Consider the following 24,219-nt stretch of genomic DNA (forward strand, 5'->3'; position numbering starts at 1 on the left):
GAGTGCCGCATGATCAGTAAGAAACAACAGGCTCAAACACTGCTGGGGCTTGCAATATTGGGAGGCTTGATGACGACTGCGTCCGTGCAGGCGGGTGGTTTCTCCACGCCGACTTATGGTGCTCCAGGCTGGGGCCGGGCATTCGGCGGCGGCTCTCTGTTCAAGAATGATCCAAGCTCTGCCTACAACAACCCGGCGGCCATGGCGTTCGTCGACCAGTCCGTGGTTCAACAGACCGTTGACTATGCCCGGGTCAAAATCAAATACAGCGGCCAAGCCTATGATTACACCGGTAACCCGGTCAGTAATACGGCGGTAATGCCTGATGGCAGCTTTGACCCCAGCACTGCAGCACTCAATAACAACGATGGCGGCCAGGGTGGTTTCACCGCCTGGTTGCCTACCGGCTTCCTCGTTATTCCAATCGGTGACCGCTTTGCATTCGGCCTCAGTCAGGTCGTGCCGCAAGGTATGCGCACCACCTGGAATGAAAACTCCAAGTTTCGCGACTTCGCCGTGGACACCAAAATCGAGACCGTCGGTCTGACGGGCTCCTTATCCTTCAAGGTGCGTGACGACTTCTCCATCGGCGGGGGCCTTATCGTTCAGCGCAGTCAAGGCTTCGTCAGCCAGAATGTTGACCTGTTTTCGGCCGCGTCAGTCTCACCAGGCTTGGGTAACGGGGCATTTCCGGCGGGCGTCGGCACCGCGCTGATGCGGGTGAAGGTCGATAACATCTCCACTGGCTGGTTTACCGGTGTTGTCTGGAAGCCGACTGATCGAGACTCGCTGGGCCTTAACTATCACGCCAAAATCAAAAACAAGCTGACAGGCAAATACAGCGTCCGGGCTGATGCCTTGAACAATGGCCTGATGACTGACGATACGATCTTCGGTAACGGCAAGACGCTGGTCGAAACGGCTTATCCGGGCCTGACGCTGTACCCCGGTGGCGCCCATGCCAGTACTCAGTTGGATATTCCAGCCACCGCGGCGCTCGACTGGGTGCACCAGTTCAACGACCGCTGGACCTTGGGTGTCAGCGCCATGTGGACCCAGTGGTCGTCCTTCAAGGACCTCACGCTCAAGTCTCAGGGTTCGACTATCGTCGCCATTCCCTATAACTACAAAGATGCGTGGATGTACTCGGTGGGGGGAGATTTCAAGGCAACGGACGAGCTGACCTTGCGCGCTGGTGTGGCCTATGACCAAACGCCAACCCGCAATTCGACGCGCGATCCGCGTATTCCTGACGGTGACCGTTATTTTCTCTCTTTGGGTGCGGGCTACGATATCAAAGCCGTTCCTGGCTTGACTCTGGACGCCGCGTACTCGCATCAATTTGTCGAGAAGGTCAACATCAAGACCCAGAACGTAGACCGACTGGGCGGTGGCAGGCTTGACGGCAAGGCCGAGTCCTCAGGCGATATTGTCAGCCTGTCAGCCACGTACAAGTTCTGAGCCCATCCTGACAGCGAGTACCAGAGCATCTGGTGCTCGCTGCTCAACGATTTTGATAACTGTTTTGAGGCCTTCGTTCGGCCTCAAATTATTGCGCTCAATGACTAAATAAAAATTTCAAAACAAAATTTGAATTTAGTCATTCAAGTTTGTAGTGTGGTTTTACGCCGCCGCGCAGCTCGACCTGCCTGTGCTTTGGCCACATCTCGAATCAAGTAGAGGTATCCCTATGCTTATCTGGTTATTGGTGGGTTTCGCAGCAGCGATTGCCCTGGCGTATCGACAAGCCGCCGCTACCCTGTGGCTGGTCACTGGCCTGGTTTGGCTGGCAGCGGGTTACCTGTTCAACGTCGTGGCCGGCCTGGGCACCGCCGTCGCGGCGGTACTGGTGGTGTTGCCGGCCCTGGTGCTGGCGCTCAAACCCCTGCGCCGCACGCTGTTGACCAGCAAGGCCCTAGGCCTGTTTCGCACGATCATGCCGGCGATGTCCGACACCGAGCGTGCGGCCATCGAGTCCGGCACTGTGTGGTGGGATGCCGAGCTGTTCAGCGGCAAGCCCAACTGGCAGCGCCTGTTGCAAGCCGCGCCGGCCAGCCTGAGTGCGGAGGAGCAAGCCTTTCTCGACAATGAGGTCGAAACCCTGTGCGACATTGCCAACGACTGGGAAACCACCCAAGTCTGGCAGGACATGTCCCCCGAAGGCTGGCAATACACCAAGGACGCCGGGTTCCTCGGCATGATTATTCCCAAGCAGTACGGAGGCAAAGGCTTCTCCCACTACGCCCACTCCCAGGTGGTGATGAAGCTGTCGACTCGCTGCTCGGCGGCGGCGATTTCGGTGATGGTGCCCAACTCCCTGGGCCCGGCCGAATTGCTGCTGCATTACGGCACCGACGCCCAGCGCAATTACTACCTGCCGCGCCTGGCGCGGGGCGAAGACATCCCGTGTTTTGCCTTGACCAGCCCGTATGCCGGCTCTGACGCGGGTGCGATCCCGGACCTGGGCATTGTCTGCAAAGGTCTGCACGAAGGCGAAGAAGTGCTGGGTTTCAAAGTGACCTGGGACAAGCGTTACATCACCCTTGGCCCGATTGCCACGGTATTGGGCCTGGCATTTCGCGCCGAAGACCCGGACGGCCTGCTTGGCGCGGCCGGTTCCCTGGGAATTACCTGTGCGCTGATCCCGACTTCTCACCCAGGGGTGAACAGCGGTCGTCGTCACTGGCCGCTGAATGCGGTGTTCCAGAACGGTCCTACCACCGGCAAGGACGTATTCATTCCACTGGAGTGGGTGATTGGCGGCCGTGAACAAGTCGGTAACGGCTGGCGCATGTTGATGGAGTGCCTGGCCGCGGGCCGGGCGATTTCCCTGCCTTCGGCTAACGTTGGCCTGGGCAAGGTCGCCGTGCGCGGCACTACAGCCTATGCGGCGATGCGCAAGCAGTTCGGCTTGCCCATCGGCAAGTTCGAAGGGGTGCAGGCTCCGTTGGCGCGCATGGCCGGGCACCTGTATGCCTGCGACGCGGTGCGCAAGGTGTCGGTAGCGTCCCTGGATGCCGGCGAGAAACCTTCGGTGATCTCGGCCATTGCCAAATACCACGTCACTGAGCGCGCGCGCATCATCGTCAACGACGGCATGGACATTGTTGCCGGCAAGGGTATCTGCATGGGGCCCAATAACTTCCTCGCCCGTGCCTATCAGCAAAGCCCCATCGCCATTACGGTGGAAGGCGCCAACATCATGACCCGCTGCCTGATCATCTTTGGTCAGGGCCTGATTCGTTGCCACCCCTATGTGTTGCGCGAAATGGAAGCGGCGCGCAACCCGGACCGGCGCAAGGCGCTGGAAGACTTCGACAGCGCGATGTTCGGCCATGTGAGTTTTGTACTGGCCAACACCGTCCGCGCAGCGGTGCATTCCCTGACTGGCGGGCGCCTGCTTGCCGCGCCTGCCAAGACCGACCCGGCGCTGGCGTCCTACTACCGTCAGGCCAATCGGCTGTCGGTGGTGCTGGCGTTGATCTCGGACATTTCCATGGGCGTGCTTGGGGGTGCCCTCAAGCGCAAGGAAAGTATCACCGGGCGTTTGGGGGATATTCTGTCGCAGCTGTACATCCTGTCGTGCGTGCTCAAGCGTTTCGAGGACGACGGCCGGCCCCAGGCAGATCTGCCGCTGGTGCATTGGGCGGCGCAGGACGCGTTGCTGCGCGCCCATGAAGCCTTGGCTGAGGTGCTCGACAACTACCCGTCGAAACCAGCGGCGAGGGTGGTGCGCGCGTTGAGTTTTCCGTTTGGCATTCCCCTGCACAAACCGTCGGATCGTCTGTTGGCGCAAGTGGCCGATGTGGTGCAAACCCCAGGGGAAACCCGCGACCGCTTGCTGGCCAATTCCTACATCCCGCGCCCGGAAATCGACAAGCTGGCCTACGGCGAATTGGGCTTTCGTTTACTGCCACAGGTGGAGTCGATCGAGGCTCGGCTTAAACCCGCCATCAAGCAAGGTTTGCTTGGCCCGCTGCCGATTTCGGCCACGGCCTTTACCGAATGGCGCGTCAAGGCGCGGGCGCTGGACTTGATCAGCGACGACGAGGACGCCTTGCTGGGCCGCTATGTGGAATACGCCGATCACGGTATCCAGGTGGATGACTTCCCCCAGGATTTTGGTTTGCTGGAGGCGTTGCAGCAGCGCAAGCAGGCGCTCGAACCGGCCGCCAAACGGCGCAGCAGCCAAAGCGAAAACGCCCCGGTGAATTGACAGTGTGGGAGGGGGCTTGCCCCCTCCCACATTTGATTGGGTTTACAAGGCAAATGTGTGGCGTGAGTGAGTGCTTACCATGAGTGACAACTACCTTTCATTCGTCAACTCCCCCTGGGGCCGTCGCCTGGCCCAGGCTATTGGCTTGCCGCAACCCTTGCCGCTGCAGCGTCATCGCAGCGGCCAGGCCGGGCTGGCCAACCCGGTGATCATCGCCGGGGCAGGGCGCCTGGCGGCGTCGGTGCAGCGTATTTTCAGCGCCACCGACACCGTCGCCGCCACGGCGGCAACCCTCAAGGCGCCGTCCACGGTCAAGGTGCAAGGCGCAGTGTTTGATGCCAGTGGCGTGGTCGATCTGCAACAGTTGGACGAGCTCTACCTGTTCTTCCACGCCAACGCCAAGCGCCTCGGTCAACATGGCCGAGTGGTGGTGCTCGGCACTGCGCCGGAACACAGCAAGGACTTGCCCCAGGCCATCGCTCAGCGTGCTCTGGAGGGCTTGGTGCGCTCGCTGGCCAAGGAGCTGCGTCGGGCGATCACCGTACAATTGTTGTATGTGGCGCCGGGTGCCGAGGAGGCATTGGACAGCAGTTTGCGCTTCTTCCTCTCACGCCGCTCTGCCTATGTCTCGGGGCAGGTGGTGCGCCTGGAAAGACCTGTGGATGGCAACACCACCGTCAATTGGGACAAACCCTTCGCCGGTCGCCGTGCCTTGGTCACCGGTGCTTCCCGAGGCATCGGCCTGGCCATCGCCCAGGTGCTGGCGCGTGACGGCGCCCATGTGGTGTGCGTGGACGTGCCCCAGGCCCAGCAAGCTTTGCAACAGGCCGCCGCCAGCGTCGGCGGGTCGTCGTTGCCCCTGGACATCACCGCCGCCGACACCGCCGCGCTGTTGCAAGCCCATGTCAGCCAATACGGTGGCTTTGATGTGGTGGTGCACAACGCCGGGATCACCCGTGACAAGACCATCGCCAAGATGACCGAAGCCGCCTGGCGCAGCGTGATGGCGGTCAACCTGCAGGCACCGTTGCAGCTCAGTGAAGCCTTGCTCGACAACCAGGGCATAAACGCCGGTGGGCGCATCATCTGCGTGTCGTCGATTTCAGGGATTGCCGGCAACCTGGGGCAAAGCAACTATGCCACCTCCAAGGCGGGCGTGATTGGCCTGGTGCAAGGTCTGGCACCGCGTGCGGCGGCCCGGCAGGTCACAGTGAATGCGGTGGCGCCCGGCTTTATCGAGACCCAGATGACCGCGAAGATCCCGTTGATGATCCGTGAGGCGGGGCGGCGCATGAATTCATTGTCTCAGGGCGGGCAGCCTATTGATGTGGCCGAGACTATCGCCTGGCTCGCTCATCCTGCGTCGGGCGGAGTGAATGGCCAGGTCGTGCGAGTGTGTGGCCAAAGCCTGTTGGGAGCCTGAAGCGATGGACTATGTGACGCAGATTATCGACCCGCCGCCGTCGCGCACGCAGTTGCTGCTCGACGGTATGCGCGCTATGCGCAAGCCCAAGCTCGACGGTGCGCCGCTGTTACCCACGGCGTGCCTGGTGCGCGCTGCGGTGGCGCTTTCCCCCGCGGGTATCGCCGCTTACGCACGGGCCTGTGGCTTTCGTCCCGAACAGGGCGTGCCGCTGTCCTACCCCCATGTATTGGCCTTTCCCTTGCACTTGATGCTGCTGACCCGGCCAAGCTTCCCGTACCCGGCCAGCGGCATGGTGCATCTGGCCAATCGTATTCGTCAGCACCAGCGCCTGCACCAGGGCCAGGCGTTGCGCGTGGAGGTGTACTGCGAGCGCTGGGTCGCGCATCCCAAGGGGCAGGCATTGAGTATCGCCACCCGTGCCTTCAGTGCGGGCGCGCTGGTGTGGGAAAGCGACAGCCTGTACCTGCGCCGTAACGTCAACAACCCCGTGGGTGAGCCATGGAATGACCCATTGCCATTGCAGGAGGAAGGCTTGTTGCGCACCCAGCGCTGGGTGCTTCCCGCCGACCTGGGGCGACGCTTTGCCAAGGTCTCGGGGGATTTCAATCCGATTCACACCTCGGTCATTGGGGCCAGGCTTTTTGGTTTTCGCCGTGCCATCGCCCATGGCATGTGGACGCTGGGCCGTGCATTGGCGGCGCAACAACCGCCCGGTGGCCTGGAGCAGGCGCAAGCGCATTGCGATTTCAAGTTGCCGATTTTCCTGCCTGGCCAGGTCGCCCTGTGGAGCCACCCGGTGACTGGCCCACGCCGTGAGTTCGAAGTGCGCAATTTCGCCGGGGACAAACCCCATATGCGCGGGCTGTTTATTTGGAAAGAGAACCAGTGATGAGTGACTACAGCTTCAACCCGGCGCCAACTCGCCGCGTGGCGATTATCGGCGGCAATCGCATTCCGTTTGCTCGCTCCAACACGGTGTATGCCCATGACAGCAACCAGGATCTGCTGGTCGCCGCTCTCCAGGGCCTGGTCGACCGTTACAACCTGCATGGCCAACGCCTGGGCGAATTTGCCGCCGGGGCAGTGATCAAGCATTCGCGGGATTTCAACCTGGCCCGTGAAGCGCTGTTGTCCACCACACTGTCGCCGCAAACCCCGGCCTATGATGTGCAGCAAGCCTGCGGCACCGGGCTTGAAGCTGCGCTGCTGGTGGCGAATAAAATCGCTCTGGGCCAGATCGAAGTCGGCATTGCCGGTGGCGCCGACACCACCTCCGACGCGCCTATCGGCATCAACGAATCCTTGCGCCATACCTTGCTTGCGGCCAATCGCGCCAAGGGCATGGGCGACAAGCTCAAGCAACTCCTCAACGTGCGCCCGTCGATGTTGTTCAAGCCGCTGCTGCCGCGCAATGGCGAGCCGCGTACGGGGCTGTCCATGGGCGAACACTGCGAAGAAATGGCCAAGCGCTGGCAGATCAAGCGCCTGGCCCAGGACGAGTTGACCCTTACCAGCCACCAACGATTGGACGCGGCCTACAACCGCGGTTTTTTCGACGACCTGATCAGTCCCCATCGCGGCCTGGCCCGCGACAATAACCTGCGTGCCGATATCAGCCTGGAGAAACTGGCGGGCCTGTCGCCGGTATTCGACCGCCAGAACGGCACCCTCACTGCCGGCAACTCCACGCCCTTGACCGATGGCGCTTCGGTGGTGCTGCTTGCCAGTGAAGAATGGGCCACCGCCAATGGCTGGCCGGTGCTGGCCTACTTGCGCACGGGTGAGACGGCGGCGGTAAATTTTGTCGACGGCACCGAGGGCCTGCTGATGGCACCGGCCTACGCCGTGCCGCGCATGTTGCAACGGGAAGGCTTGAGTTTTGCCGACTTTGATTTATTCGAGATACACGAAGCGTTTGCCGCCCAGGTGCTGTGTACGCTCAAAGCGTGGGAAGACCCTGAATATTGCCGCGAGCGGCTCGGCCTTGAGACGCCCTTGGGCACCATCGAGCGCAGCAAGATGAACGTCAACGGTGGCTCACTGGGCTGCGGCCATCCGTTCGCGGCCACTGGCGGTCGGCAATTGGCGGCGCTGGCCAAGGCGATCCATGAACGCGGTGGTGGCCGCGGCCTGATCTCGATCTGTGCGGCGGGTGGATTGGGCATTACCGCCATCGTCGAAAAGTAACGCTTTTAAAAACAACAATAAGGACACTGCCATGAACGCTATCAGCCTGGAACACACCGAACGTATCTGGTTGAACACTTACCTGCCCGGCGTTCCAGCCGATATCGAGACCGGGATCGAGGAGTATCCGTCGCTGCGTGAAGTGTTCCTGGAGCATCTTGAAAAATTCAGCGAGCGGGTGGCCTACGTCAGCATCGGCACCGAAATGACCTACGCCGACTGGCGGGTTCAGGGCATCGCCTTTGCCGCTTGGTTACAGGGCCAGGGCGTAAAGAAGGGCGACCGCGTGGCGCTGATGATGCCCAACTGCTTGCAATACCCGATCTGCCTGTTGGGCACGATCCTGGCCGGTGCCGTGGTGGTCAACGTCAACCCGTTGTACACCGCCCATGAACTCAAGCACTTGCTTAAGGACAGCGGCGCCGAAACCGTGGTGATCTTCGAGAACTTCGCCCACACCCTGGAAAAAGCCATGGCCGGCAGCAGCGTCAAGCGCGTGGTGCTCGCGGCTATCGGTGATTTGCTGGGGACCTTCAAGGGCGCGGCGATGAACTTTATCCTGCGCCGCGTGCAGAAGCAGGTGCCGGCTTTCAAGCTGCCCGGCGCGCTGCGCTTCAAGCAGGTGCTTGAACAGGGCAGGGGGTTGCACCACTTGCCGGTTGCGTTGGATCGCGATGAACTGGCCTTCCTGCAGTACACCGGCGGCACTACCGGCGATGCCAAGGGCGTGATGCTCAGCCATCGCAATATCATTGCCAACCTGCTGCAAGCCAAGGCCTGGGTCGGCGACCAACTGGACCAGCACAAGCAGGAAACCAATGTGACCCTGCTGCCGCTTTACCACATCTTTTCGCTGACCGTGAATTGCCTGATGTTCATGTGCCTGGGCGGGCGCAATATCCTCATCGCCAACCCGAGGGACGTGAAGCGGGTGCAGATGATCCTGCGCAAAGAGCGCTTCAACGGGATTGCCGGGGTTAACACGCTGTTTAATGGCTTGCTGGAGAACAAGGAATTCTGCTCGCGGGATTTTTCCGACCTGCGCTTGGTGATCGCCGGCGGTATGGCCACCCACACCGCGGTGGCCAAGCGCTGGAAGGAGGTGACCGGGCTGCCGATCATCGAAGGCTACGGGCTGACCGAGTGTTCGCCCGTGGTGAGCATCAGCCCTATCGATATTTCGCGTATGCGCGAGATGGAATTTACCGGCAGCATCGGCGTGCCGTTGCCGTCGACCTGGGTGCGTTTCATGCGCGAAGACGGCGAGCTGGCTGACATCGGCGAGCAAGGCGAGCTGCAAGTACGCGGCCCGCAAGTGATGCAGGGCTACTGGAAGCGGCCCAAGGAAACTGCTGAGGTATTGGATGCCGACGGTTGGCTGTCCACCGGCGATATCGGGGTGATGGACGCGCGCGGCTATATTCGCCTGGTGGACCGCAAGAAGGACATGATCCTGGTCTCGGGTTTCAATGTGTACCCCAATGAAATCGAGGACGTGGTGGCGATGCACCCGGGTGTCGCGGAAGTGGCGGCGATCGGTGTGGAAGATGCCGTGAGTGGGGAGAAGGTCAAGATCATCGTGGTGCGCAAGGATCCGGCCCTGACCCAGGAGCAGATTCTTGCGCATTGCCGGGAATACCTGACGGGGTACAAGGTGCCCCGGTATGTGGAGTTCCGCAGTACCGAGCTGCCCAAGACGACGGTTGGCAAGGTACTGCGGCGCGCATTGCGCTGACTCGGCTTACCGGGGCTGGCCAATCGTCAGAGGTAACCATCGTCGGGGAAATTGAGACCAATGACATCCTGGCTGTGGATCGGTCGGATGCTTTTGATCAAGAAATCAGTCTTGCCATTTCCCGTCAAATCGACACCGAGGAAGTACCTATTGGTTTTTGGGTTGAATGTCAGGATGGTATCGCCCGGTTGTCCGCTGTACTGACTGACGTAGTTGAGTTGGACTTGCGAATTTTCGCTCAGGCTGCTCAAGTCGATTTTGTCTTGGCCTGTGGTGAAGTCCATAAGCAAGTCAGCGTTGTTGCGCGGGGAGTCGCCGGCGGCATGATAAGTAAACGTGTTGGAGCCACCGTTGCCGGTCAGTATGTCGGCTCCGCCACCTCCAGTCAGGACGTTGTCCGCACTGTTTCCGGTAATACGATCGTTGCCTGTGCCGCCTTTGGCGTTTTCGATAAGGGTTTGGTTGCTGATGTGCACGTTGTTAGTCAAACCACCCACGCTGGAGCGTGAATCCGGGGTCAGGTTGATTCGCTGGTTTTGCGCGAAGCCAGAGAAGTCCAGCGTGTCATTGCCTTGTTTGTCGTGCACGCTGAAACCGGGCCTGTCGGTGGGAGACGTAAGGCTGGTTTCGGGCTTGCCCGTGTTGGAGTTGAAGCCGTAGACAGTGTCGGCGGCTGTGGATTTCGCAAGTGGAGGCGTAACCGGGGGTGGCGTCGTGGGTACCGGAGCGGGAACGGAAGGGCGTGTAGGTTTTGATTCAGGTAGCACCACTGGGGTGGCATTCGTCAAAATATCTGTGGGCTTTATGGGCTTTTCACTCAGGATCACCAGCATGGAATAGGGGTCGCCAGTTACATTCATGATCAGCCTGTAGCGCTTGATACTCTCATCGTAGTCCAGCGTCAGTTCGCCTTTCTTCCCCGTGTGCCAGTCAACAAGCTTGGGTTTCTGGATGCCCGCATCTTTCAACATGGTTGACAGGTCAATCTTGTCGATGCCACTTGTGAAGTCTGTGAGTGTATCGGGGTTTTCACCAGGTGAGTCGCTGACACTATTATATACAAACGTATCTGCGCCACCTCCACCGGTCAGCGTGTCGCCGCCAGCACCTCCCCTCATGCGGTTGTTGGCGTTATTGCCGATCAGCACATCGTGCCCCGAGCCGCCAATGGCATTTTCAATAACAACGCCCTTGGCAATTGATACATTACCCTCACGGCCTCCGACATCCGAGAGTGTTCCCGCGTTCAAGTTGATCCTTTGATTTTTTTTGAAACCGGAAAAATCCAGAGTGTCTTCACCGCCGTTATCCCAGACACAAAAGAACGGCAAGTCGTTGGGGGAGGTCAACGTGTAGTGGTCGCGCTCTGTGTTGGAGTTGAAACCGTAGGTCGTATTGCCTTTACGGGTTTCGTCGTTGGCCTTGTATCGCAAATGAGCGCCGGCAATATCGTGCATCATCGGGGTTTGGGAAGAGTCCGATACGAACGAGTTTTTATTATTTTCATTGGGGCGAAACAGGCTAAAGTTATAACTCATAGTGCTATAGACGTCGCTGCTTTGAGGGAGGTCAAGATCCGGATGCTCAAGTCCCAAGGTGTGCCCGATCTCGTGGACCATTGCCGCATGCAGCCCGGCCCCTTCATTTTTTCCGATATTTACGTCCTGAGCGCCGTAAGCATTTGGCAACGTAGCGTCACCGCCCCCACCTGAGACTTCCCGAACTGACAGGTGAGTGTCAGCATTTTTGCCATTTTCGACAAAATTGACTTTTATAACATCTTCCCAAGACCGAAGTGCCTGCCTGAATGCTCTCTTTTTGGTCTCGCTGAATTCGGTAAATGCATAGGACACAGTGAGTTGTCCGTCACCATTGCGATCTTGTATTTTATAGTTGCTGCGAGTGAGACTTTTAGCAACTTCATTGGGAGGATCGGAAGAGAGTGAGTTGCTAGCGGATAAGTTGGAAGTTTCGGTTGTCACAGAGAACGATTTTGCGGGCGGGCAGTAAGCGCGAATCGACGACATGATTGAGACCCTTGAGTAAGTGGGTATTAGTTGCTGGCCATGCTTGCAATTGATGTTGAAGGCGGGGGTAAGTTAGACGCTTTTGGGAGGCTGCTCTAGGGGTACAGTATTTCGATATATGATTGTGTTGTTAGGTAACTGTGATCATGTTGCTAGTGTGCTAGGTGTTGTCGGAATAATTACTTTGTGGGGGAGGTGCCAAGATAGTTAATCGAAGGGCGAGCGTTATCTTGTCAGATGGAATGAGCGTTGAATGGCTCGTGCTCTCATATTTTCGTTATTTAGAAAACAAGCAATGAGTGCGCGCAAAGAACATGCAACAATGAGTGACGTCGCCCGTAGACAGGGCGACGTGATTGATCATTTGCACCGTGATTGATTAAAGTGCGCTGACCTTGACCCAACGTTCTTCGAGGGCCGCCACGCGAATCGCTGTCGCCAACCGCTCCACCTCCCATGCAGCATCAAAGTCCGTGCCATCCGCACCTTGCCCCGCAAGCGCCATGATCAACTCCTGCACCTCCAGCGTCTTCAACTCGTTGTAGCCCAACTGATGCCCCGCCGCTGGGCTGAACGCCGCATAGCCGGGCAGCGCAGGGCCTGCCAAGACGCGTTGAAAGCCGTCCTGGCCGACGCGGTGCAGGCGCAGTTCATTCAAGCGCTCCTGATCGAACGCCAAGGTGCCTTTGGTCCCGCTTATTTCAAAGCACAGGTGGTTTTTGTAGCCGTGCTTGAGCCAACTGCTGCTCACCGTGCCGCGTGCACCGTTGGCGAAGCGCAGCAGGGCGTGCACCTGGTCATCCACGGCGATGGATTTCAAATCAGCGCTGCCTTGGGTCGCGGGGCGCTGAGCATGCACGGTCTGGGTATCGGCACACACACTGACCACATCGCCCACCAGGTAACGCGCCATCGACAGCAAATGGCTGCCCAGGTCAGCCAGAGCACCACCGGCGTGTCCCACTTCGCAACGCCACGACCACGGCGAGACCGGATCGGCCATGAAGTCTTCGCTGAACTCACCCTGGAAGCTGATGATCTGGCCCAGCTCACCCCGGGCTAGCATCTGGCGCGCCAACACGATCATCGGGTTGTGCTGGTAGTTGTAGCCCACTCGCGTCACCACCCCGGCGTTGCTGGCTGCACGGCGCATGGCATCGGCTTGCTCCAGGCTGATGGCCAGGGGTTTCTCGCAATATACCGCTTTGCCCGCCGCAATCGCGGCCATGGCCATGGGGTAGTGCAGGTGGTTGGGGGTGGTGATGGCCACGACATCGACCTTAGGGTCCTCGATCAGCGCCTGCCAATCACCATGGGCCTGGGCAAACCCCCAGGCCGTGGCGCAGCGTTGGGCTCGCTCGGTGTCGGCATCGGCCAGGGCAGCAAGCTTTAGCTGTACCGGCAACTCGAACACTGTGCGCGCGTTATTGAACGCTAACGCGTGGGCACGGCCCATGAAGCCTGTGCCGATCAAGCCGATTCCGAGTTCACGCATAGCCGTGGTCCTTTGATTATTGTTTTCAGGGATGGCATTAATGGAATAAAAATTCGCAAATATCAATAGTTGGAATAAAAATTCACTCATCACTTCAGTTGATATGAACCTATTCAGCCGTAGCCAAACGCCGCCAGTTAACAAAAGATAACGTAGCGCCGATTGTCAGACGATTCCAAAGCCCGATAGGATGGCCCGTGCTGACTCCAGGCGCTCTAGATTGCAGGTTTCAACGTCCTGGAAGATAAGCCGACCTAACAATAATAAATGGGAGAAAGGTCTATGAGTGAGCCTGTCATGGGTTGGGTTGTTTGCCGCCCACGCGCCGCACGCAGGGTTGCGTTGCTGGCCACAGCGCTCTCGCTGCTTGCCGGTGCGGTGTTGTCTACGCCCGTACTGGCCGCCAGCGATACCTCCGCCGCCGCGGTATTTGCGATTCAATCCCCCAAGGCCGCCAAAGGCTTGATGATCGATGTGGTTCACGCCGGCAAGCGGCTGGTGGCGGTCGGTGATCGTGGGCATATCCTGTATTCCGATGACCAGGGCAACACCTGGACCCAAGCCAAAGTTCCCACCCGGCAACTGCTCACGGCGGTGTTTTTCGTCGATGACCAACAGGGCTGGGCTGTCGGCCATGATGCGCAAATTCTTGCCAGTTCCGATGGCGGCGCCACGTGGACCCAGCAATATGAAGACCTCAAGCGTGAAGCGCCGTTGCTCGATGTGTGGTTCAACGATGCCAAGCACGGACTGGCCGTCGGCGCCTACGGTGCGTTGATTGAAACCACCGACGGCGGCACCACCTGGGCCGACGTCAGTGACCGCCTCGATAACGAAGACCAGTTTCACCTCAACGCCATCGCCCGGATCAAGGACGCCGGCCTGTTTATCGTCGGCGAACAGGGCAGCATGTTCCGCTCCAGCGACGATGGCCAAACCTGGGAGAAACTCGAAGGCCCCTACGAGGGCTCGTTGTTTGGCGTGATCAGCACGGCGCATCCGCAGACCCTGCTGGCTTATGGCTTGCGCGGCAATCTCTACCGCTCCACGGATTTCGGCAGCACCTGGGAACAGGTCGAACTCAATGCCACACGCGGTGCGCTTGAGTTCGGCCTGTCTGGCGCCACCTTGCTTGATGATGGCGCCATCGTCGTCGTCGGCAACGGTGGCAGCGTGGTGGTCAGCCATGACGACGGCCAGACGTTCAGCGTGTTCAATCGCCCGGACCGGATTTCACTCTCGGCAGTCACAGCCGCAGGCAATGGCAACTTGATTCTGGTGGGGCAGGGTGGCGTTCGTGTCGCCACGCCAGCTGGCGCCGAACTCGTAAAACAATAAGAAGGGCGGGGAACGCATGAGCAGTCATCACAACGATAAAGCGACCTTTCTTGAGCGCCTGATTTTTAACAATCGCCCGGCGGTGATCGTCATCTGCCTGCTGGTGAGTATTTTCCTGTTCTGGCAGGCGACGTTGATTCGCCCGTCTACCAGCTTTGAAAAGATGATCCCCCTCAAGCACCCCTTCATCGAAAAGATGATGGAGCACCGCAACGACCTGGCCAACCTGGGCAACACCGTGCGCATTTCGGTGGAGGCCAAGGATGGGGATATCTTCACCAAGGACTATATGGAGACCCTGCGTCAGATCAATGACGAGGTGTTCTACATCTCTGGCGTCGATCGTTCGGGCCTCAAGTCGCTGTGGAGCCCCAGCGTGCGCTGGACCGAAGTGACCGAAGAAGGCTTTGCCGGCGGTGAAGTGATCCCGCAGAGCTACAACGGCTCGCCGCAAAGCCTCGACCAACTGCGCAACAACGTACTCAAGTCCGGCCAGGTCGGGCGTTTGGTGGCTAACGATTTCAAGTCGAGCATTGTCGATATTCCGTTGCTGGAGTCCTACCCGGACCCGCAGGACCAGGGCAAGCTACTGGCCCTGGACTACCAGAAGTTTTCCCACGAGCTTGAGGACAAGATCCGCAACAAGTTCGAGGCGCAAAACCCTAATGTAAAAATCCACATTGTCGGCTTTGCCAAGAAAGTCGGAGACCTGATCGACGGCCTGATCATGGTGGTGCTGTTCTTTGGCGTGGCCTTTGGCATCACCTTGGTCCTGTTGTTGTGGTTCACCAACTGCCTGCGCAGCACCATCGCGGTGTTGAGCACCACATTGGTGGCGGTGGTATGGCAGTTGGGCCTGATGCATGCCGCCGGTTTCGGGCTGGATCCCTACTCGATGCTGGTACCGTTCCTGATCTTCGCCATCGGTATTTCCCACGGCGTACAGAAGATCAACGGCATCGCCCTGCAGTCCGGTGAGGCCGACAACGCCCTGACGGCTGCGCGCCGTACCTTCCGGCAACTGTTCCTGCCGGGAATGATCGCGATTCTCGCGGATGCGGTCGGCTTTATTACCCTGCTGATCATTGATATCGGCGTGATCCGTGAACTGGCCATCGGCGCATCGATCGGCGTGGCGGTGATCGTGTTCACCAACCTGATCCTATTGCCGGTAGCGATTTCCTATGTAGGGATAAGCAAACGCGCCATCGCCAAGAGCAAGAAAGACGCGAACCGCGAACATGCGTTCTGGCGCCTGCTGTCCAAATTCGCCAGCCCGAAAGTTGCGCCGGTCTCGATTTTCCTGGCCTTGGTCGCCTTTGGTGGCGGCCTGTGGTACAGCCAGAACCTGAAGATCGGCGATCTCGACCAAGGCGCACCGGAACTGCGCCCGGACTCGCGCTACAACAAAGATAACAACTTCATCATCAGCAACTACTCCACCAGCTCCGACGTGCTGGTAGTGATGGTCAAGACCCGTGCCGAAGGCTGCTCGCGCTATGAAGCCATGGCGCCCATCGACCAGTTGATGTGGAAGATGCAGAACACCGAGGGTGTGCAGTCGGCGATCTCGTTGGTGACCGTATCCAAACAAATGATCAAAGGCATGAACGAGGGCAACCTGAAATGGGAAACCCTGTCGCGTAACCCCGATGTGCTGAACAACTCCATCGCCCGTGCCGATGGCCTGTACAACAACAACTGTTCCCTGGCGCCGGTGCTGGTGTTCCTCAACGATCACAAGGCCGAAACCCTCGACCGTGCGGTGCACGCTGTGCAGGAATTCGCCAAGGAAAACAACAAGGACGGCCTGGAGTTCATCCTCGCTGCTGGTAACGCAGGGATCGAAGCGGCCACCAACGAGGTGATCAAGGAGTCGGAACTGATCATCCTGATCCTGGTGTACCTGTGTGTGGCGACCATGTGCATGATCACCTTCCGGTCCTGGGCGGCGACTTTGTGCATTGTGCTGCCGCTGGTGCTGACCTCGGTGCTGGGTAACGCGCTGATGGCGTTCATGGGTATTGGCGTCAAGGTCGCGACCTTGCCGGTGGTGGCCCTGGGCGTGGGGATTGGCGTGGACTACGGTATCTACATCTACAGCCGTCTGGAAAGTTTCCTGCGTGCAGGTTTGCCGCTGCAAGAGGCGTACTACCAGACATTGAAGTCCACCGGTAAAGCTGTGCTGTTCACCGGTCTGTGCCTGGCCATTGGTGTGTGTACCTGGATCTTTTCGGCCATCAAGTTCCAGGCCGACATGGGCTTGATGCTGACCTTCATGTTGTTGTGGAACATGTTCGGCGCGTTGTGGCTACTACCCGCACTCGCGCGGTTCCTGATCAAGCCTGAGAAACTGGCGGGGCAGAAGGGCAATTCGTTGTTTGCGCATTAAGCCAATGCAAAAAGCCGCACTGTGCGGCTTTTTGCAGAGCGTCAGTTGATCAGCCTCACAGCTCCAGAAAGAGCTTCTGGTCCAGCGGGGCTGTAATACTGGCTTTGGTTATTTTCTCCACGACGCCATTGTTTCCTGCTTCTCTAATCAAGTCCTTTTGGGTCTTGTAGCGTTGGGATGGGATTTTCAGATGCGCAGCGTTGTGGTCGGCTCGCTTCCAGCCTTTCTGCGGATAGTGGAAGTGGGCATACCACAACGGTTCGACTTCGCCTTTTTTGCGAACTTGGTACTCGGTGAGAAAGTCGTTTGGCTTTAATTGGAAGTCCCGCTTTACCAGGTTGATATCGACAAAGCGATGGGTCCACAAGAAGTCGACATTTTCCGCTGTCGGCGGCTGAACCAGAAAGCCGTCTGCGGCGTGTTGACGGGCCTTTTGCAGCAGCTCATCTGCGGCGGCCCTCCATTGTGCAACTAAGTCGGCGGTTTCCGGTCTGGCTCTATGGCTGGCTTCGGCTTGATCAGCTGTCTCCCTGAGTTTATTGGCCAGCGGTTCTAGCATATCGTTCCAATCCTTGGGGGTAACAGTATCGCGCCGCGCCGGATCGTTAAGTTTGCGTTTCTGGAAAAGAATTGACTGCTCCTCTTTCGCCGCGTCACTCATCAGCTTTTGTGCCTCGCTCTTATAGTTCGCCAGGGACCTCGGGGGGGAGGCAAGGCGGGGAGGTGTGGGCTGCCCACGGATGATCTTCACCCACCCACGATCATTCGCGTGTTCGCTGTAACTCGCCACGGGTTGGCCGCTTTGTGGGTCTATCACATCGACAATGTCAAAGGTCTGGCCCGGTTCCGGAGCGCGCAGGGTGCCGATCAAGGTCTCATTGTCTTCAGTCTTGAATACGCGTTGATTACTCGGTTTGGCCCGTTGGTCGCTGCGTGGGGGCGCTTTTGGAATTAGAAACTGCTCTTCTTCGACGACCTGGACCAACTCGGCTTCCGCTTCGGCGATGAGCTTATTGAGTACCTCGGTGAAACGCTGGTGGTATTGCGCCCGAAAGAGCTCTGGGTGCTCCTCCTGCATAAGGAGGCTGTCGCTCAATACCTGTTTGTATTTAGTGATAATGGTAGTCAGCGCGGCATTGCGTTCGCTCAAGGTGTAGCCGGTGTATTGGTGCAGATCATTAAAAGCGACTATTTCGGTTTTCAGGGATTCTGCCAGGAAACGCTTCATCTGCAGGTGGTCAGTTGCCCCTGCGCTGCGGGCAGACCATGTCGTGGTTAGTAATTTGAGGAACGACATCCTATTCAGTTTTGATGTCAGTATTCTGGCGGCGGGAGGGGAGGTGTAACGCTCTTTGATGTACTCCTCGGCTTTTTTATTACCGAAGGGGGAGTCGTTCTTCCACTGATCAAATGTGTCACTGACCGCCTGCTTCGACGCCAATAGGTTTTCAGTAGCGTGATAGGCCATTTCGGACACTTCCATCAATTCATCGTAAGCGATCTCGGAGTCGTTATTGGACTGCCGTATCAACTCCTCCAGCGAGGCGCCGTTCACTCCAACGTGGCGGGCGTCGTTGGCCAGCTTCGTGTAAACGTCATCTATTTCAGTCAGGGCGTGCAGGACTTTTTCGTACACCTCTGAGCGGTCCTCTTTGAATTTGGACAGGTCGTCGACCCCGCCGAATTTTTTGGGTGCAATGATTTCAATGGCTTTTTCGCCAGCCACCTTTAGGGTTTGTGTCAGCGGCTTGAGCGCCTGAAGTTGCTGGTCCAGGTTGCTCTTGAGCCGCTCGGAGGCCTCGTACTGTTCTAGATAGGGCGCAAGAAATCGCTGTGCCGAACCCTCACTCCTGGATAGGTTGCGAAGCGTCTTGAGTTTTTTTCGAGCGGTCTCGTAGTCGGAGAGGCTGGTTTGGATTTCTTTGAGTGCGCTTGTATGGGCTTCTACCACTTTGGTCAATTCCCGCGTGCTGCGCTGAAAGTTCGCCTTTGCTTGCTTCTGCGCTAGCAGGTTTTTTTTGACCATATCCTGCGGGCTCTCGTTTTTTGGCATGCCTCCCTTGAGCTTGGGTGCCACGTCAAAATGCCAACGACCCTGGGCATCGCGTTGTATTGGCGGTGCCGTACGTGCCTTGTTCTGTTCATCAATAACGTACGGGCCATCCAGGTCGGTCGCTACGCGATACCAGTGATTGTCGATGTTGGCATACAGCTTATCGTTCACTTGGTACAGACCTTTTTTGATGCCTTCGGCGATGGGCAATCCAGGGGCGGTCGGAGCCGTTACTTTGAACGAGTCTATGTGTGCAAGCAGGCTTGGCGTCAATCCACGCGGGCTGGATAAGCGGATATCGATGGCCATACCGTTGTCGCCAAAATTGCCGGAGGAGGGAGGTGTCGGGTCCTGACGGATCACAGCCTGGCGAACTATCGGCTGATTGCTGTCGCGAGGGCGCGGACCGCGGCTGTCGGAATGGGCGTCCTGCTCGAAGTGTTCAAAGGACTGCGCTGGTTTGCCAGGTTCGCCGGTCGGAGCATGGGTCAGCGTCATGCCCAAATTGATCAGCAGGTCGATCACCGCCGAAGTCGGGTCCGGGTCGCTTGGTGTGGAGAGCCGCTTGATGTCCTCTTCGCTGTTGGCCAATTGCAGTAACCAGCCCGCCATAGCCCCCGGCCCGCGCAATACCGGCAGCAACGTGTTGAACAGCAGCCAACCGAGTTCCTTGTGCGAGGCCCAGCGGCTTTCAGCGTCGGAGGTGGATTGGCCTTCCGCCAGGGTGACGAGGCTGTTGGCGTTGGATCGGAACCAATGCGTGAACAGACCACCGTTGAGCTGGTCCTGGCGTAGCGTGGTGGCCTCAGCATAGCCGTCGACGGCGAGGGTGGTGGGCTTGGGCGTGGTGGGTGGGTCGAACTCATTGAATACGGTGAAGCGTGCAATATTGGGGGTGCGAAAACCGCCATTGCCATACACCGCTCTGACCTTGTCATCCTTCAACCAGGCCAGCACGCTGTCTTGCAACGCACCCGGCTGGCGGATGGCTTCCAGCAGCGCGTCGCGGCTTGCAAACTCCAGCAACGCGGGCTTTAGTTGCGCACGATAGAGAATATGTGGGCCGCTGGTGCCGGCCACTGGTTCGATGATGAACATGTTGTCGACAACGTCTGGCGTTGCCCCTGGTTTGCGCACAAATGCCAGGGGGCGCACGGTAATCTCCTGTCCGTCCACCTGTTTGCTGCCCGCACCGGGCTGGGTGAGTGCTTCAATAAAGCGGTAACCCTGGGCGCTCATGCTGGCTTCGCCCTTGAGCTTGAGCTCCAGCGCCTGCATGGCGAGCTGGATCGGTACCTGCTCGACAAAACGCGCTGCCCGGTCCCGGGATTGCTGGGTCTCGCTGAGCAGTTCGCGATTGAGCAGTTGTGGGTAGTGGCGACCGATATCCACGCTGCTGATCAGGTTCTTGAGCATCTGCGGCATTTGCGGGTCGCTGACCGGTTGCCCACGCAGATGGACTTCCATCTCGCCCTTGGGCAAGCCGGCGAGATTGTTCAGAGCCATATCCACCAGGCTCATCTTCACCCGCTCGATGTAGCCGCTGCCCAGATTACCCACGGCGACCTTGAACACCACCTCCACATCCTTTGCCGTGTAGCCCTTACCGGACAATTGCTCGTCCAGTTGCTGCTGGGCGTAGGTGCGGATATCGGGAATGCCGTCGAGAAACGTCCGGCCGTTGTTACGTTGTACGCTGCTGGCCAGTGCCAACGAGTGACGCCGGTAAGTGTCACGATCTGCTTCGCTGGCGTTTTTGAGCCAGCCTGGCAAATTATCGCGCAGCCGCCCAAGCTCGGCCGCATTTGCAGCATAGGCTCCGGTGAACCAGGGGCTCGGGTCGCTTGCACGGAAGAAGGCCTGCTCCAGTTGATCAGGCGTGCCCGACGTTGGGAGCTCAATGGATGCGACGTTTTCCACCATGGCATTGAGGATGAGCGCCGCTTGTGTATCAAAAATGTTTGTATCGATTTCCTGGCGCTTCCAATTCAGGCTGTCGAAAACAAACACTTTCTCCAGGTTTCTCCCCCAGGCTTCGCCGAATGCTTGCAATGATTCATACGGTGTGACGACTCCAGCGGGGGTTGTATGCAGCACTTGCGTACGGCCGTCGACTTCTCGTGTGATCAACAGATCCGGGCTCAGTTGAGCTGAATTGCTGGCGCCATGGCTTACGGTGGTGTCGAGGATAAATACCTTGGCCGCTGCGTTGCCTTTTGCGGCTTGGCGGTGCACTTGATCCGGGTAGGTGGCGAGCTGATCGAGAGTCTCGCGTTGCGTGTCGGTGAGCCCGGGTTGTTTCAATGCGGCGGTTCGCAGGGTGTCCCTGAGTGTGTCGCTCAGCCATAGCCAACGGTTTGTCTCAAGATTGGGGATGTCCTGGGTGTTATAGGCGTTGCCGTTGAAGTGGCGAACCAGCGCTTGTTCGAAACCGCTTTTGAGAGTGGTTCGCAGGCTGCGGATGATCAATTCGATGGCTTGCATATCGATGCCCGGCACCAGCGCTCCCGCCAAGGGCCCCGGTTTGAGCATATGGCCCGTGGCTTGATCAATCAGCGTGCAGGCCAGTGAGTGTTTATCGGTAAAGTCCAGCTCGCCGTCGCGGGTTAGGTGCTTGAGTGCTACGTCCAGCAAAGGGGTCAAGCAGTACTGGGGGGGATTGTTGGAAATGGGTTCGGCCAACGCTGTGTATCGAGGGTCAAACGCCAGGGTGGGATACAGGTTTTTGATGGCGTCGCTGAGCAGGTTCGACACCACTGAGCGCAACGTGGGCCGGCCAGCGAACTGGTGTGCAACCGTATTGGCTGTGATGTCGGCAGCGGGCTGCGGCGTTGAGACCGTAGCGGTCGGCGTTGGGCTTAGCGGCACAAAGCTCAAGCCGGATCTGAGCGATGACGACCCCGGCGATGTTTCGTAATGGACGCTGGTATCGCGCCGGGATCTGCGCAGTGATTGATCGTGGTCCGTTTGGAGCGACGCCTCGGAGTGGCTGCCAGGGGGTATTTCGAGCACTTTCCCCGACTTGTGGGTAACGGGGGGGAGCGGTACGGGGCTCAAGGTGTAGTCGGAAAGTCGTGAAGGGTGGTTTCCATGGATCATCGTGTAGCTTCCTTGTCGTTGAGATCTTGCTCGGCGTAGCGATTTGACCCTGAACGCCTAAAGCGAACAGGCGAGCGAAAATTAACGACCGGTGCTTAACCGTCAAATGAACAATGAGTAATCAGCTGTTTCCGGCAACGCTGTATCAGCGGCAAAAGCTGATAATGCGCAGTCCGACGTAGGGGGGAGTAATTATGGCGGCATGTGAACGCCCCCGATGGTTGAACGCAGCGTTTAGGCCGATGCAACAATTTGGCCTATCATGAGGTCTTTCCTCTGAACGACTGATGTGATGACTGCCGAATCTGCCACCCTGCCGGACACCCTTGAAACCAGCGACATGCTTGAAATCGATGGCTTGCACGCCTTTGACTTCGAACTCGATAACGAGAAGTTGCTGATCACCGCCATGGACGGCCGTGCAGAAAAACGCTGGGCGTTCAGCCTGGCCCAGGTGCAGGCGGCCACGTTCGACGGCACCCTGCAAAGCTGGACCCTTACCGGTGAATCGGGCGAGCACCGCTTGATCTGCATGAGCGCCTTCACCGGCAACAATAACGATGAGGATGTAGCCGATGATGATGCGTAAATTCTGGCCCTTGCTGATGGCGGGCAGTGTCGGTGCCATGTCGGTGCAGGCTGCACCGGCTGACACCTATGAGCTGCTGGTGGGCAGCTATACCGCCGGCACCAGCGAAGGTATCTACCGCCTGCAATTCGACAGCCGCACCGGGCAGTTCAGCGGCAAGCCGGTGCTGGCTGCCAAGACGGCCAACCCGTCGTGGTTGACGGTTTCCAAGGACCAGAAGTACCTGTTTGTGGTCAACGAGAACGGTCCAGGCCAGAAAGACCCGGTGGGTCGTGTCAGCAGTTACAGCATCGACCCGCAAAATCATCAGCTCACCCTGATCAACCAGGTGCAGAGCCTGGGCAACGAGCCGACCCATTCCAGCGTCGCCGCCGATGGGCGTCACCTGTTTGTTGCCAACTATTCGGTACTCGAAGACCCGGGCGGCAGCCTGGCGGTGCTGCCGATAGGCGCCGAGGGCAAGCTGTCGGCCCCGGTGCAGTTGAGCGGGCATCCGGCCAGCCGGGTAAATCCTGAGCGCCAGGCGTCCAATCACGTGCATTCCGTGGTGTCGTCACCGGATGGCAAGTACGTATATGTGCAGGACCTGGGCGCGGACAAAGTGTTTGTCTACCAGTATGATCCCAAGGCCAATCACGAATTGCCGCTGACGCCGGCCAACCCGGCCTCGGTGCAACTGCCACCCGGCAGCGGCCCGCGTCATTTGCTGTTCAGCGCCGACGGCAAACACGCCTGGCTGACCACCGAAATGAGCGCTCAGGTCGCGGTGTTCGATTACAGCGACGGCAAGCTGACGCAAACCCAACTGCTGGACTATGCCGCTGGCCAACCGGTGTCCGACAAGGCCGGCGCGGCGCTGCATGCGTCAAGCGATGGCAAGTTCCTCTACGTGAGCAACCGCGGTACGGCCAATCAGTTGCTGGTGTTCAGCATCGACCCGGCCACCGCGCACCTCAAGGAGATCCAGCGTCGCTCTGTCGAAGGTGATCACCCTCGTGAGTTCAGCCTCGACCCGAGCGGCAAGTTCCTGCTGATCGCCAACCAGAAAAGCAATGAAATCGTGGTGGTTGAACGCGACCCCAAGACCGGTTTGTTGGGTAAAACCGTGCAGCAATTGCCGATCGATGCCCCCAGCGACCTCAAGTTCCTGGTGCGTCAATAAGCCACAGGCCCCGCAGTGCGGGGCCTGAGCCTTTGTATTAATTCGGTTGATAGCGGCTACTGTTTCAAAGCATTTCTAAGGTCCAACCCTCGGGCGTAAGTTTGGTTCCAAGGCCTCCACCGGCCACTCAACCAAACGAACACAAGGGTTACCGCCATGAACTTGAATCTCTTCTCCATCATCGCCGCTTCCGCTGTTTCCGCCACCGTGGCATTGCCTGCCAACGCCAGTGTGGAAGTCACTGACAAGAAATCCAGTGTCACGGCCTACACCCAGAAATACCTGCAACAGAGTGCCAATTTCTATGCAGCGCTGGATCACAAGACTCAGCACTGAGCTTCAGACAATAGAGGCCTGATGTGGGAGGGGGCTTGCCCCCGATGAGCATGGGTATCTACACAACTTTTGTAGCCACCGCCGAGCGTAACCACGATGCGAAGCGAGCCGCTCTTGATCTGCTTTTGATCTTAAGCGCCCCGTCAAACCACGCTGGCCGGAAT

Annotated in this window: 14 protein-coding genes; 11 read left to right on the forward strand and 3 right to left on the reverse strand. The window is 58.6% G+C overall.

What is annotated here, in order from left to right; all coding sequences use genetic code 11:
* The first annotated feature begins 9 nt into the window (after window positions 1-9).
* From E4O98_RS19575 to E4O98_RS19600, 6 genes are all read left to right on the forward strand, one after another.
* Window positions 10-1,461 (forward strand): outer membrane protein transport protein, encoded by a 1,452-nt coding sequence (locus E4O98_RS19575; RefSeq protein WP_248136033.1) that lies wholly within the window; start codon window positions 10-12, stop codon window positions 1,459-1,461.
* A gap of 229 nt (window positions 1,462-1,690) precedes the next feature.
* Entirely contained in the window at window positions 1,691-4,216 is a 2,526-nt protein-coding gene (locus tag E4O98_RS19580) for an acyl-CoA dehydrogenase (RefSeq protein ID WP_248136035.1), read from the forward strand.
* Between the two features lie 79 nt (window positions 4,217-4,295).
* Window positions 4,296-5,639: a 3-oxoacyl-ACP reductase gene (locus E4O98_RS19585; RefSeq protein ID WP_248136038.1), complete on the forward strand. Its 1,344-nt coding sequence runs from the start codon at window positions 4,296-4,298 to the stop codon at window positions 5,637-5,639.
* Window positions 5,640-5,643: 4 nt separating this feature from the next.
* On the forward strand, window positions 5,644-6,531 hold the full coding sequence (locus E4O98_RS19590) for a MaoC/PaaZ C-terminal domain-containing protein (protein ID WP_032880814.1): 888 nt from the start codon (window positions 5,644-5,646) through the stop codon (window positions 6,529-6,531).
* Window positions 6,531-7,829, forward strand: a complete 1,299-nt coding sequence (locus tag E4O98_RS19595) for an acetyl-CoA C-acetyltransferase (protein ID WP_078821204.1) — start codon at window positions 6,531-6,533, stop codon at window positions 7,827-7,829. The genes E4O98_RS19590 and E4O98_RS19595 overlap by 1 nt, the downstream gene beginning before the upstream one ends.
* Window positions 7,830-7,860: 31 nt before the next feature.
* Window positions 7,861-9,564 carry an AMP-binding protein gene (locus E4O98_RS19600; protein WP_248131428.1) on the forward strand — a complete coding sequence of 568 codons (1,704 nt, stop codon included), beginning with the start codon at window positions 7,861-7,863 and terminating at the stop codon, window positions 9,562-9,564.
* 26 nt (window positions 9,565-9,590) lie between these two features.
* Here the strand turns inward: E4O98_RS19600 and E4O98_RS19605 are convergent, their stop codons facing one another.
* Entirely contained in the window at window positions 9,591-11,591 is a 2,001-nt protein-coding gene (locus tag E4O98_RS19605; protein WP_248136040.1) for a M10 family metallopeptidase C-terminal domain-containing protein, read from the reverse strand.
* A gap of 379 nt (window positions 11,592-11,970) precedes the next feature.
* On the reverse strand, window positions 11,971-13,086 hold the full coding sequence (locus tag E4O98_RS19610; protein WP_223018855.1) for a Gfo/Idh/MocA family oxidoreductase: 1,116 nt from the start codon (window positions 13,084-13,086) through the stop codon (window positions 11,971-11,973).
* 297 nt (window positions 13,087-13,383) lie between these two features.
* On the opposite strand from E4O98_RS19610, the gene E4O98_RS19615 reads away from it, so the two are divergent.
* Together E4O98_RS19615 and E4O98_RS19620 are read left to right on the forward strand one after the other, a co-directional pair.
* Complete coding sequence (locus tag E4O98_RS19615) at window positions 13,384-14,424, forward strand: YCF48-related protein (protein ID WP_248136084.1); 1,041 nt, start codon at window positions 13,384-13,386, stop codon at window positions 14,422-14,424.
* Window positions 14,425-14,440: 16 nt separating this feature from the next.
* The gene (locus tag E4O98_RS19620) at window positions 14,441-16,816 is read left to right on the forward strand and encodes an RND family transporter (RefSeq protein WP_248136042.1); all 2,376 of its coding nucleotides are present in this window, start codon (window positions 14,441-14,443) and stop codon (window positions 16,814-16,816) included.
* Between the two features lie 55 nt (window positions 16,817-16,871).
* On the opposite strand, the gene E4O98_RS19625 is transcribed toward E4O98_RS19620, so the two are convergent.
* The gene (locus E4O98_RS19625) at window positions 16,872-21,968 is read right to left on the reverse strand and encodes a DUF6543 domain-containing protein (RefSeq protein WP_248136045.1); all 5,097 of its coding nucleotides are present in this window, start codon (window positions 21,966-21,968) and stop codon (window positions 16,872-16,874) included.
* 292 nt (window positions 21,969-22,260) lie between these two features.
* Between E4O98_RS19625 and E4O98_RS19630 the strand changes: the two genes are divergently transcribed.
* The 3 genes from E4O98_RS19630 to E4O98_RS19640 all read left to right on the forward strand — a co-directional run bounded on the left by E4O98_RS19630 (window position 22,261) and on the right by E4O98_RS19640 (window position 24,055).
* Window positions 22,261-22,557 carry a DUF5629 family protein gene (locus E4O98_RS19630; protein ID WP_078821210.1) on the forward strand — a complete coding sequence of 99 codons (297 nt, stop codon included), beginning with the start codon at window positions 22,261-22,263 and terminating at the stop codon, window positions 22,555-22,557.
* Window positions 22,544-23,719, forward strand: coding sequence for a lactonase family protein (locus tag E4O98_RS19635; RefSeq protein WP_078821211.1), 1,176 nt, complete (start codon window positions 22,544-22,546; stop codon window positions 23,717-23,719). The genes E4O98_RS19630 and E4O98_RS19635 overlap by 14 nt, the downstream gene beginning before the upstream one ends.
* A gap of 156 nt (window positions 23,720-23,875) precedes the next feature.
* Window positions 23,876-24,055, forward strand: a complete 180-nt coding sequence (locus E4O98_RS19640) for a hypothetical protein (RefSeq protein ID WP_032880824.1) — start codon at window positions 23,876-23,878, stop codon at window positions 24,053-24,055.
* Window positions 24,056-24,219: the final 164 nt, after the last annotated feature.

The organism is Pseudomonas sp. W2Jun17, from assembly GCF_023127795.1.
GTDB lineage: Bacteria > Pseudomonadota > Gammaproteobacteria > Pseudomonadales > Pseudomonadaceae > Aquipseudomonas > Aquipseudomonas synxantha_A.

Bases quoted from the DNA above. Each gene is read 5' to 3' on its own strand.
- E4O98_RS19575 (WP_248136033.1), top strand. From the start codon at position 10: ATGATCAGTAAGAAACAACAGGCTCAAACACTGCTGGGGCTTGCAATA.
- E4O98_RS19580 (WP_248136035.1), top strand. From the start codon at position 1,691: ATGCTTATCTGGTTATTGGTGGGTTTCGCAGCAGCGATTGCCCTGGCG.
- E4O98_RS19585 (WP_248136038.1), top strand. From the start codon at position 4,296: ATGAGTGACAACTACCTTTCATTCGTCAACTCCCCCTGGGGCCGTCGC.
- E4O98_RS19590 (WP_032880814.1), top strand. From the start codon at position 5,644: ATGGACTATGTGACGCAGATTATCGACCCGCCGCCGTCGCGCACGCAG.
- E4O98_RS19595 (WP_078821204.1), top strand. From the start codon at position 6,531: ATGAGTGACTACAGCTTCAACCCGGCGCCAACTCGCCGCGTGGCGATT.
- E4O98_RS19600 (WP_248131428.1), top strand. From the start codon at position 7,861: ATGAACGCTATCAGCCTGGAACACACCGAACGTATCTGGTTGAACACT.
- E4O98_RS19605 (WP_248136040.1), bottom strand. From the start codon at position 11,591: ATGTCGTCGATTCGCGCTTACTGCCCGCCCGCAAAATCGTTCTCTGTG.
- E4O98_RS19610 (WP_223018855.1), bottom strand. From the start codon at position 13,086: ATGCGTGAACTCGGAATCGGCTTGATCGGCACAGGCTTCATGGGCCGT.
- E4O98_RS19615 (WP_248136084.1), top strand. From the start codon at position 13,384: ATGGGTTGGGTTGTTTGCCGCCCACGCGCCGCACGCAGGGTTGCGTTG.
- E4O98_RS19620 (WP_248136042.1), top strand. From the start codon at position 14,441: ATGAGCAGTCATCACAACGATAAAGCGACCTTTCTTGAGCGCCTGATT.
- E4O98_RS19625 (WP_248136045.1), bottom strand. From the start codon at position 21,968: ATGATCCATGGAAACCACCCTTCACGACTTTCCGACTACACCTTGAGC.
- E4O98_RS19630 (WP_078821210.1), top strand. From the start codon at position 22,261: ATGACTGCCGAATCTGCCACCCTGCCGGACACCCTTGAAACCAGCGAC.
- E4O98_RS19635 (WP_078821211.1), top strand. From the start codon at position 22,544: ATGATGATGCGTAAATTCTGGCCCTTGCTGATGGCGGGCAGTGTCGGT.
- E4O98_RS19640 (WP_032880824.1), top strand. From the start codon at position 23,876: ATGAACTTGAATCTCTTCTCCATCATCGCCGCTTCCGCTGTTTCCGCC.